Source organism: Bradyrhizobium sp. CCH5-F6 (assembly GCF_001556045.1).
In the GTDB taxonomy this organism is placed as follows: domain Bacteria; phylum Pseudomonadota; class Alphaproteobacteria; order Rhizobiales; family Xanthobacteraceae; genus Bradyrhizobium.
Window position 1 is genome coordinate 268894 of record NZ_LSIC01000012.1, and the last position, 10918, is coordinate 279811.

The window sequence follows — 10918 nt, forward strand, 5'->3', positions numbered from 1 at the left end:
ACCGGTGTCATGCCCGTCACGGAGTACTGGATCGCCCGCCTTCGCGGGCGATGACACCGACTATGGAGGCACGCCTCCCTACCCGCCGCGCCCCAGCTCGCGCTTGTAGGACGCGTAGTTCGGCTGATCTACCGCGAGCTTGTCCATCGTGGTCGCCCACAGATGCTCGGCTAACCCCGGCGTTGCCAGATCGAGCTCACCTTTCGCGATACGATCGGCGAGCGCGCGATTGAGCTCGGCGACCGAGCCGTCCATGCCGAGCAGCGCGCGCAGGCGCTCCACTTCCGCGGCATCGCTCCCCGCCTCCCGCGTCAGCTGCCGCGTCACGAGATCGAGAATGTTGATGGCAACGCGCAGCTTGAAGGCCTGGTGGCCTGAGATCAGCGGCGTGATGTCGTTGCGGAGGAAATCGGCGACCGCTTTCGTCAGCTCGATCGGTGTCGGTTCATCCTGCATGGCTCAACTCCCGCGCGGCACGAGCAGCCGCAACAGATCGATCTCGGTCTCGGAGGCGCGTCGGCCGATCATGGCACGCTCCATGGAATGGTCCGGCCCCTCGCGGAAGCGCTGCATCATGCCGCCGCACATGATGCCCCAGCGCAGCGTGCCCATCACTTCCCAGAATTTCACGCGCGCCGGATCAACCTTGCGACCTGCCGCCTCGTAGCCCGCGAACAGGTCCTCACGCGAACCAAAGCCGCCGACGGGCTTGTCGATCTCGCCGAAACGCCAGGAGTTAACGCAGACCCAGCCGAGATCCTCCATGGGATCGCCGAGATGAGCGAGCTCCCAGTCCAGCACGGCGCGGACGCCGTCCGCGCCGATGATGAGATTGCCGTTGCGGAAATCGCCATGCACCAGCGTGGTCTCGGCCGCGGGACCGGGATCGTGGTCGCGCAGCCAGCGCAGCGCCAGCTCGAACACGGGCTTGGGCCAGTTCAGGCTGCGATAGTCGCGCTCGAACTCGCCGATTTCCTTGGCCGACGTCATATGTCTCAGTTCGGGCAGCCTGTTCTGCGGCAGCCTGTGCAGCCCCGCGAGAATGCCGCCGATCTGCCGCGCCAGAAGCGGCCGCGCCGCAGCGTATTCGTCATCGCGCAGGATCTTGCGCGCGATGGTCTCGCCCTCGACCCGCTGCATGATGAAGCCGGTACCGAGGTCGTCTTCCGGCACCAGCACATGCATCACGCGCGGTGACGGCACGCCGGCCTCGTAGGCGAGCTGCATCAGCTGCGCTTCCGCGGCAAGACCCGCCGCGCGCGTCGGCGCTGCGCCATAGCCCTTCGGCGAGCGGCGCAGGATCGCGCCGATCGGCCTATCGGGATGTACGATGTCGAAGCGCCAGGTTTCCTGGCTGGCGCCGCCAGACAGCTTTGCCGCTCCGGTGACGCCGGTCGCGCCCGGGTACCAGCGCGGGACGCTGCGCGAAAGCTCCGCCTCGATCATTTGCCCTTGAACTGCGCGGGACGCTTCTCGAGAAACGCGCCGACACCCTCGCGAAAATCCTGGGTATCGCCGGCGCGGAGCTGGCACTGGAACTCGAGATTGAGCTGATCCTCGAAGGAATTTTCCGGGCTGTCCCAATAGAGCTTGCGGATCAGGGACAGTGCCACCGTCGGGCCGCTGGCGAGCTCGCGCGCCAGATTCATCGCTTCCTCCATCAGCACGCCGTCGTCATAGACGCGGTTGACAAGGCCCCATTCCAGCGCCTTCTCGGCCGGCAGCCGCTCGCCCATCAGCGACAATTCGATCGAGCGCGCCCGGCCGATGAGGCGCGGCAACAGCCAGGTCGAGCCGCAATCCGGCACGAGCCCGATGCGGCGGAACGCCTGCAGGAAATAGGACGAGCGCGCGCATAGGATCATGTCGCCGAGCAGCGCGAAGCTCATGCCGGCGCCGGCGGCGGGACCGTTGACCGCGGTGACGATCGGGCAGTGCAGATTGCGGATGCGGCGCAAGAACGGGTGGAAGCCGGTTTCCAGCGTCAGACCGGCCTTGGTCTTCTTCGACTGGTCGTTGCGGCCCTGGAGATTCGCACCGGTGCAGAACGCGCGGCCCGCGCCGGTCAGCACCACGCAGCGCACCTCGTCCTTCTTCTCCTCGATCGCATCGAGCGCCTCGGCGAGACCGCCCAGCATGTCCACGGAGACCGCGTTCATCACCTCCTGATGGTCGAGCTTGAGGATCGCGACCGAACCATCGAAATCGAGCGTGACGTGTTTGAACTGCATGGTTTCCTCGTCGGTTGCGGCATGCGACAGTTTCGCAGACCGGAATTACTTTTTGCCGGGGCGCATATTTGATTTTTGTCGCGACCTTGTCCATGGTGATCGGAGCATAGCAAGCAATCTTGTGCGCAGCGGCTGATGCGCCTCATGCCGGGAAGACTTGCCAAGAATTTGCCAAGAACAGGAAACGCGCATGAACCTTTTCGACCTCACCGGCCGCGTGGCCGTGATCACCGGCGGCAATGGCGGCATCGGGCTCGGCATCGCCCAGGCGCTCGCCGCCCAGGGCTGCAACGTCTCGATCTGGGGCCGCAATGCGGACAAGAACAAGGCCGCTGCCGCGAGCATGGCAGGCCTCTCCGGCAAGGTCGACACCCGCGTCTGCGACGTCACCGATCCGGCCTCGGTCAATTCCGCGATGAAGGCGACGCTCGACATTTTCGGCCGGGTCGACGGCTGCTTCGCCAATGCCGGCATCGGCGGCGGCGGCCGGCGCTCCTTCATCGAGCGCACAGAGGAGGAATGGCGCACGATGTTCGCGACCAATCTGGACGGCGTGTTCCACGCCTTCCAGGCCGCCGCGAGGCACATGACGGATCGCGCCAATGCCGGCGATCCCTTCGGCCGCCTCGTCGCGACCTCGAGCCTCGCCTCGATCTTCGGCACGGCGCGCAACGAACATTACGCCGCGACCAAAGCCGCCATCAACGCGCTGGTGCGCGCGCTCGGCGTCGAGCTGGCGCGTTACGGCGTCACCGCCAACGCGATCCTGCCCGGCTGGATCAAGAGCGACATGACCGCAGGGCTGATGGCCAACGACAAGTTCGTCGCCAACGTCATGCCGCGGATTCCGATGCGACGCTTCGGCGAAGCGTCCGATTTCGGCGGCATCGCGGTGTATCTGATGAGCAAGGCGTCGTCGTATCACACCGCCGATACGTTCGTGATCGACGGCGGCTATACGGCGTTCTGATCTTCCGACTACCCCGGATGGAGCGAGGCGCGATCCGGGACGGCCAAAGCAAAACAGACCCGGATTTCGCTACGCTCCATCCGGGCCACAAACTCTGAGGGAATGGGCAAATGTTCTCACACGTCATGATCGGCACCAACGACCTCGACAAGGCCAAGGCGTTCTACGACAAGCTGCTCGGCACGCTCGATGTGCGGCCGGCCAAAGTCGACGGTCACCGGATCTTCTACATCACCAAGACCGGCGTGTTCTCGGTGTCGAAGCCGATCAACGGCGAACCGGCGACCTGCGCGAACGGCGGCACGATCGGCTTTGCCTGCGGCTCCCCGGAGCAGGTCGACAAATGGCACGAGGCCGGAGTCGCTGCCGGTGCAAAATCGATCGAGGATCCGCCCGGCGTTCGCCAGGGCCCGGGCGGCAAGCTCTATCTGGCCTACCTGCGCGATCTCGACGGCAACAAGATCTGCGCGATGCACCGGATGCCGAGCTGACCAAGCCACCACCGCTGTCATGCCCCGGCTTGGCCGGGGCATCCAGTACGCCGCGGCCTCCCGGTTCAATCACGACCGTCTCTCTGGAATACTGGATCGCCCGATTCAAGTCGGGCGATGACAGTTGGGGTTGCGGCGCGGGTACATCCAACCTGCGGAACCATTCAAACAACATTTCAAACGAGCTCGCGATATTGCATCGCGTGGCATGGCTCGCGTGACAAAAGCGCGCTCGCACTTTGGCGGCGCTGCGACTATTCTCGCGCTCAGCACATGCTAGCGATCCGGGAGGAACAATGACAAAACACGCCTACATTCCCCGCACCACCAACTACACCCTCAGTCCCGGCGACGAGCTCAACGACCTCCGCATGTCGGACCAGGTCCGCCCGCTCTATGATCACGTCAAGAAGTTCATTCGCGACACGGTCGAGCCGATGTCGATCGAATTCGCCAAGGCGGGCGAAGGCAAGGAGGATCGCTGGAGCTTCACGCCAAAGCAGCTCGAGGTGCTGGAGAAGGCCAAGAACAAGGCCAAGCAGGAAGGCCTCTGGAACTTCTTCCTGCCCGATGACGAGACCGGCCAGGGCCTGAAGAATCTCGACTACGCCTATATCGCGGCCGAGCTCGGCAAGAGCCCGCTGGCCTCCGAGACCATGAACTGCTCGGCGCCCGACACCGGCAACATGGAAGTGCTGGAGCGCGTCGGGACCAAGGAGCAGAAGGAGAAGTGGCTGAAACCGCTGCTCAACGGCGAGATCCGTTCGGCCTATGTGATGACCGAGCCGAACGTCGCCTCCTCCGATGCCAAGAACATCTCGACCACCGCCAAGCTCGTCGGCGACGAATGGGTCATCAACGGCGAGAAGTACTACATCTCGGGCGTCGGCGACCCCCGCTGCAAGATCCTCATCGTCATGGTGAAGACCAATCCGGATGCGGCGCCGAGCAAGCAGCAGTCACAGATCCTGGTGCCCCGCGACACGCCCGGCGTCGAGGTGCTCGGGCCCATGTACGTGTTCGGCCAGGACCACGCCCCGCGCGGCCACATGCACATGCGCTTCAACAACGTTCGCGTGCCGAAGGAGAACATCCTGCTCGGCGAAGGCCGCGGCTTCGAGATCTCGCAGCTCCGCCTCGGACCGGGCCGCATCCATCACTGCATGCGCACCATCGGCAAGGCCGAGAAGGCGCTCGATCTCATGGTGCAGCGCGGCCTCACCCGCGAGGCCTTCGGCAAGAAGATCGCCCATCTCGGCGGCAACATGCAGATCATCGCGCAGGCGCGCTGCGAGATCGAGGCGATGCGGCTGATGGTGCTGAAGGCGGCCAAGGCGATGGACGTGCTCGGCAACAAGGAGGCCCGCGTCTGGGTCTCCATGGTCAAGGCCATGGTGCCGGAGCGCGCCTGCAAGATCATCGACCAGGCGATCCAGATGCACGGCGCCACCGGCATCTCGCACTGGACCCCGCTCGCCGAGATGTACCAGGACGTACGCCATCTGCGCTTCGCCGACGGTCCGGACGAGGTGCACTGGATGGTGGTCGGCCGCCACGAGCTGAGCATGGCGTGATCTCAACTCGTCATGCGCGGGCTTGACCCGCGCATCCATCGGAGGGGACATCTCTTCAGGATGATGGATTGCCGGGTCAAGCCCGGCAATGACGACTTGCCGAGGAGCGACCATGGACTATGCCGCCAGCGACCTGACGCCACGCGAGCGCTACAAGGTGCTGACCTCGTTCATCTTGCCGCGGCCGATCGCGTGGGTGACCTCGCTCGGGCCGACCGGCGTGGTCAACGCCGCACCGTTCAGCTTCTTCAACGCGTTCTGCGAGGATCCGCCGCTGTGCATGTTCGCGGCGAACCGCAAGCCGAACGGACAGGACAAGGACACGTTCCTCAACATCCAGCGCACCGGCGAGTTCGTGGTCAACATCGCCGACGAGCCGCTGGCGAAAGCGATGCACGAGAGCAGCGGCGATTTTCCGCCCGAGATCGGCGAGCCCGACTATCTCGGACTGAAGCTCGCCCCCTCGGCCAAGGTCGCCGTGCCGCGTCTCGCCGACGCGCCGTGGGCGATGGAGTGCAAGCTGTGGAAGCTGATCGACGTCAACAATGATCGTCGCTTGATCATGGGCGAAGGCATCCACTTCCACATCCGCGACGAGCTTTGGGACGACAAGGCGATGCGGGTGCACATGGATCGCTACCACCCGATCGGCCGCATGTTCGCCGACCGCTACTGCCGCACGGACGACCGCCTGGTGTTTCCAGCGGCGGAGGGCATCAAGACGAAATAGCTGAACCCAGGAGCGAGATGATGCCGGAAGCCTTTCGCGACAACGAAGAACGTGAGCGGTTCGAGCTCGACGTCGACGGGCCGATCGCCTTCGTCACCTACCGCAAGACCGACGGCGCGATCACGCTGGTGCACACCGAGGTGCCGCCAGAGCTTGGTGGCCGCGGCATCGGCTCGAAGCTCGGCCGCGCCACGCTGGAGGCGGTGCGTGCGCAGGGGCGTAAGCTCTCCGTCGAGTGCGACTTCATCCGCAACTTCATGCGGAAGAATCCTGATTACAATGACCTCCTCGCCGAGGGCGATGACGCCCATGCCGAGCCGCAGGCAAGCCATTCCGCCAGCTGTTTTTGCGGAGCCGTCGAGGTCGAGGTCAACGGCAAGCCGATGTTTTCAGGCTACTGCCACTGCGCCGATTGCCAGGCATGGTCGGCCGCTCCGATCAACGCTTTCAGCCTTTGGAAATCGGACAACGTGCGCATCACCAAGGGCGAGGCAGAGCTCGGGACGTTCAACAAGACCGAGCATTCCTATCGAAAGTTCTGCAAACGCTGCGGCGGCCACGTCATGACCGAGCATCCGCGGATGCGGCTGATCGACGTCTACGCCAATCTGCTGAAGGGGTACCAGCACCAGCCGACCCTGCATGCGAACTACGCTAGCAAGATGGTGTCGGTCAGGGATGGCCTGCCGAAATACGCCGACCTGCCGGCGGAGCTCGGCGGGTCCGGAGAGATGTTGCCGGATTGAGGCGAGGCGCCTATCAAGCCGCAGGCGGTCGCATGTGCAGCGCTGCGGCTCAGCCGGCGCGCACGCCTCATCCTTCGAGACGGCGCTAACGCGCCTCCTCAGGATGAGGCTAATCAGCGTTCGTGCCCGTTCAAACTGTATCCGCGCACTCCGCACCTCATCCTGAGGAGCCCGCCGAAGGCGGGCGTCTCGAAGGATGGCCGCAGAGAAAATCAGGTCGCGGGCGCCACCTTGTCCTGGGTCTTTGTTTCGAAATCGCTGGCGTCGTGCCGCTCGTGGAGCTGGCTGGCAGGATCGCCGGAGACGCGGTTGACCATGCGGCCGCGCTTCACGGCGGGGCGCTTGGCGATCTCGTCGGTCCAGCGCTGCACGTTCTTGTAGTCTTGCACGGAGAGGAATTCGCCGGCGCCATAGACCAGCCCCTTGGCGAGCGCGCCATACCAGGGCCACACCGCCATGTCGGCGATGGTGTATTCCTTGCCCGCGAGATATTCGTTGTCGGCGAGGCGGCGGTCGAGCACGTCGAGCTGACGTTTGACTTCCATCGCGAAACGATCGATGGCGTATTCGATCTTGAACGGCGCGTAGGCATAGAAATGGCCAAAGCCGCCGCCGAGGTAGGGGGCGCTGCCCATCTGCCAGAACAGCCAGGACATCGCCTCGGTGCGGGCCTTGACGTCCTTCGGCAGGAAGGCACCGAACTTCTCGGCCAGGTAAAACAGGATCGAGCCGGACTCGAACACCCGGATCGGCTCCGGGCCTGAGCGGTCCATCAACGCCGGGATCTTCGAGTTCGGGTTGATCTCCACGAAGCCGCTGCCGAACTGATCGCCGTTGCCGATCTTGATCAGCCAGGCGTCGTATTCGGCCCCCTTGTGGCCGAGCGCCAGGAGCTCCTCCAGCATGAGCGTGACCTTCACGCCGTTCGGCGTCGCCAGCGAATAGAGCTGGAGCGGATGCTTGCCGACCGGCAGCTCCTTGTCGTGGGTGGGGCCGGCGATCGGGCGGTTGATGCTGGCGAACTGCCCGCCATTCTCCTTGTTCCAGGTCCAGACTTTGGGCGGCACGTAGGCGGGGGTGTCGGTCATGCGAAAGGCTCCGGCAGAAAGATGCGCCTGCATTAATTAGACCGCGATTGGCCGATGACAAGCCCTATGAAATGCATTGCCGGGCGGGGCATCTCACCGTTTCGTCATGACAAGCCCCCTCCCCGTCAGCTGGGACGCCGCGACCTGTGCGAGGAGCGCGACGCCTATACACAAGATGCCTCGCCGAATCCGGCATGTCATCGATCGGCTCGCGTCACTTTGCTTCGCCAGCGAAAACAACGAGCGCGCGACGCTGCCGCCGGGAGAGAGCCATGAAATCGCCGATCTGCGACATGCTGGGAATCGACTTCCCGCTGCTCGCTTTCAGCCATTGCCGCGATGTCGTTGCCGCCGTCAGCCGCGCCGGCGGCTTCGGCGTGCTGGGTGCGACCGTGCACACGCCGGATACGCTCGAGCGCGAGCTGAAGTGGATCGACGATCACGTCGACGGCAAGCCCTACGGCATCGACGTGCTCATCCCGGAAAACATCTCCACCGCCGGCGAGAAGGACGTCACCTGGAAAAGTCTGGAAGCGCGCGTGCCGCAAGAGCACCGCAATTACACGCGCGACTTGCTGAAGAAGTACGACATAGAACTGATCACCACGGAGGTTGCGGCTGACCAGCCGCAGCCGTTCGACTCCAAGACCGCGCTCGAACTGCTCGAGGTTTCCTTCAACCACCCGATCCGCCTGATCGCCAATGCGCTCGGCGTGCCGCCGAAGGCGATGATCGAGATGGGGAAGAAACACGGTGTGCCGGTGGCGGCGCTGGTCGGGGCGAAGGAGCACGCGCTGCGCCAGGTCGCGGCCGGTGTCGACATCCTCGTGGTGCAGGGCACCGAGGCCGGCGGTCATTGCGGCGAGGTCTCGACCATGGTGCTGGTGCCGGAGGTGATCAAGGCAATCAAGAACATCCGCGACGTACCGGTGCTGGCGGCCGGCGGCATCATGACGGGACGGCAAATGGCCGCCTGCATGGCGATGGGCGCTGCCGGCGCGTGGACCGGATCGGTGTGGCTTGCGACCGTCGAGGCGGAGACCACGGAGATCTTCCGCGAGAAGATGATCGCAGCCTCCTCCCGCGACGCCGTTCGCTCCAGGGGCCGCACCGGCAAGCCGGCCCGCCAGCTCCGCTCGGTCTGGACGGATGCCTGGGACCGTGCACCGGAGAGCCCCGGCGCGCTGCCGATGCCGCTGCAAAGCATCATCAGCCGCGACGCCTTCAATTCGATCGACCGCGCGGCGGCAGGCGGCAACGCCAAAGCGCGCGATCTCGTCAGTTATTTCGTCGGCCAGGGCGTCGGGCTGATCGACAGCGTGAAATCAGCGGGCGCCGTGGTGCAGGAGTTCAAGGAAGATTTTGCCGAAGCCGTCGAGCACATGAATGCGCTGGTGGCGGAATAAGTGTAGACCCTCATGGTGAGGAGGCGCGCAAGCGCCGTCTCGAACCATGAGAGCCCGCGGCCCATCCTTCGAGGCGACGGCGTACCCAGGACCTGAAACCTGAAGCAAGAAGAAATGACCAAAATCCCCGAAGACCGCATCCCCGTCATCGTCGGCATCGGCGAGATCGTCGACCGCCCCAAGGAGATCACGGAAGGCCTCGAACCGCTCGATCTGCTGGAGCAGGCGTTGCGACGCGCGGAAACGGACGCCGGCGCAAAGCTGCTCGGCGAGGTGCAGTCGCTCGACGTCGTCAACTTCCTGAGCTGGCGTTATCGCGATCCGGAGAAGCTTTTGGCGCAGCGGCTCGGGATCACGCCCGCGCATTGCTATTACGGCCCGGTCGGCGGCGAGAGCCCGATCCGCTACATCCACGAGGCCGCAAAGCGCATCGCGCGCGGCGAATGCACCGTGGCGGCCGTGTGCGGCGCGGAGGCGCAGTCGACCGCGACCAAGGCGGAGCGCGCCGGCGCGAAGCTGCCGTGGACGCCATTCGCCCATGACGTCGAGGAGCCCAAGCGCGGCGCGGCGTTCCAGAAGCCGCTGGCGGTGAAGCTCGGCGTGTTTCGTCCCGTCACCGTCTATCCGTTCTACGAAGCCGCCTCCTCCGCGCATTGGGGCCAGACGCCGCGCGAGGCGATGGCCGAGTCCGGTGTGCTGTGGTCGCGTTATTCGGAAGCCGCCGCGCAGAATCCGAATGCCTGGCTGAAGCGGCGCTATGCGCCTGAAGAGATCACGACGCCGACCGCCGACAACCGCCTGATCGCCTGGCCCTACAACAAGCTCATGGTTGCCAACCCGAGCGTCAACATGGGAGGCGCGCTGCTGCTCACCAGCCTTGCCAAGGCGCGAGCGGCCGGGATTGCCGAGGACAGGCTGGTCTACCCGCTCGGCGGCGCCTCGGCCGAAGAGCCGCGCGATTATCTCCTGCGCGACCAGTTCTACGAGAGCCATCCGCAGAACGCGGTGCTGAAAGCCGTGATGGACCTCGCCGGCGGCGACGGCAAGCAGTTCGACGCAATCGAACTCTATAGCTGCTTCCCCTGCGTGCCCAAGATGGCGCGGCGGACGCTGGGCCTTTCGGCCGACGTGCAGCCGACCGTGACCGGCGGGCTCACGTTCTTCGGCGCGCCGCTCAACACCTACATGACGCACGCGGCATGCGCGATGGTGCGGCGTGTGCGCGGCGGCGCAAAACTCGGCCTGCTCTACGGCCAGGGCGGCTTCGTCACCAAGCACCATGCGCTGGTGGTCTCAAAGGCGCCGCCGCGTGAAGCGCTGGCGCAGGAGACCAGCGTGCAAGGCGAGGCCGACCGCAACAAGCGCGCGGTGCCGGAATTCGTCGCCGAGGCCGGAGGCAAGGGCAAGGTGGAGAGCTCTACGGTGCTCTATGGCCGCAGCGGCGATGTCGAGCACGGGGTTGCGATGCTGCGGACGGAAGACGATCGCCGCACGCTGGCGCGGATCCCGGCGAGCGACGGCGCGACGCTGGCGCATCTGCTCGACATGGATCGCACGCCGGTGGGTTCGCTCGGCGAGATCGCGATGGCCGCGGATGGCGTGCCGGAGTGGCGGGTGGCGTGATGTCGTAGGGTGGGTTAGCCGAAGGCGTAACCCACCAATGTTTTCATCCGCGGAGAAAG

General features: G+C 65.1%; 11 protein-coding genes. 7 read left to right on the forward strand and 4 right to left on the reverse strand.

Annotation, left to right across the window (positions count from 1 at the left end; all coding sequences use genetic code 11):
• Positions 1–78 precede the first annotated feature (78 nt).
• The 3 genes from AX729_RS02055 to AX729_RS02065 are packed head-to-tail and all read right to left on the reverse strand — an operon-like array spanning position 79 to position 2231.
• A complete protein-coding gene (locus tag AX729_RS02055) occupies positions 79–456 on the reverse strand; it encodes a DUF6285 domain-containing protein (protein WP_061020225.1) in 378 nt (125 codons plus the stop codon).
• A 3-nt stretch (positions 457–459) separates the two neighbouring features.
• The gene (locus tag AX729_RS02060; RefSeq protein ID WP_061020226.1) at positions 460–1446 is read right to left on the reverse strand and encodes a phosphotransferase family protein; all 987 of its coding nucleotides are present in this window, start codon (positions 1444–1446) and stop codon (positions 460–462) included.
• Positions 1443–2231, reverse strand: coding sequence for an enoyl-CoA hydratase/isomerase (locus AX729_RS02065; protein WP_061020227.1), 789 nt, complete (start codon positions 2229–2231; stop codon positions 1443–1445). The genes AX729_RS02060 and AX729_RS02065 overlap by 4 nt, the downstream gene beginning before the upstream one ends.
• Before the next feature lie 190 nt (positions 2232–2421).
• On the opposite strand from AX729_RS02065, the gene AX729_RS02070 reads away from it, so the two are divergent.
• From AX729_RS02070 to AX729_RS41625, 5 genes are all read left to right on the forward strand, one after another.
• Positions 2422–3201 (forward strand): SDR family NAD(P)-dependent oxidoreductase, encoded by a 780-nt coding sequence (locus tag AX729_RS02070; RefSeq protein ID WP_061020228.1) that lies wholly within the window; start codon positions 2422–2424, stop codon positions 3199–3201.
• A gap of 110 nt (positions 3202–3311) precedes the next feature.
• Entirely contained in the window at positions 3312–3692 is a 381-nt protein-coding gene (locus tag AX729_RS02075) for a VOC family protein (RefSeq protein ID WP_061020229.1), read from the forward strand.
• Positions 3693–3988: 296 nt separating this feature from the next.
• A complete protein-coding gene (locus tag AX729_RS02080) occupies positions 3989–5266 on the forward strand; it encodes an acyl-CoA dehydrogenase family protein (RefSeq protein ID WP_061020230.1) in 1278 nt (425 codons plus the stop codon).
• A gap of 112 nt (positions 5267–5378) precedes the next feature.
• Positions 5379–5996, forward strand: a complete 618-nt coding sequence (locus AX729_RS02085; RefSeq protein WP_061020231.1) for a flavin reductase family protein — start codon at positions 5379–5381, stop codon at positions 5994–5996.
• A gap of 20 nt (positions 5997–6016) precedes the next feature.
• A complete protein-coding gene (locus AX729_RS41625) occupies positions 6017–6742 on the forward strand; it encodes an N-acetyltransferase (protein ID WP_349643746.1) in 726 nt (241 codons plus the stop codon).
• 212 nt (positions 6743–6954) lie between these two features.
• Here the strand turns inward: AX729_RS41625 and yghU are convergent, their stop codons facing one another.
• Positions 6955–7830 (reverse strand): glutathione-dependent disulfide-bond oxidoreductase, encoded by an 876-nt coding sequence (gene yghU, locus AX729_RS02100; protein WP_061020300.1) that lies wholly within the window; start codon positions 7828–7830, stop codon positions 6955–6957.
• 272 nt (positions 7831–8102) lie between these two features.
• Between yghU and AX729_RS02105 the strand changes: the two genes are divergently transcribed.
• Together AX729_RS02105 and AX729_RS02110 are read left to right on the forward strand one after the other, a co-directional pair.
• Positions 8103–9236: a nitronate monooxygenase gene (locus AX729_RS02105; RefSeq protein ID WP_061020232.1), complete on the forward strand. Its 1134-nt coding sequence runs from the start codon at positions 8103–8105 to the stop codon at positions 9234–9236.
• A gap of 114 nt (positions 9237–9350) precedes the next feature.
• On the forward strand, positions 9351–10859 hold the full coding sequence (locus AX729_RS02110) for an acetyl-CoA acetyltransferase (RefSeq protein WP_061020233.1): 1509 nt from the start codon (positions 9351–9353) through the stop codon (positions 10857–10859).
• Positions 10860–10918 lie beyond the last annotated feature (59 nt).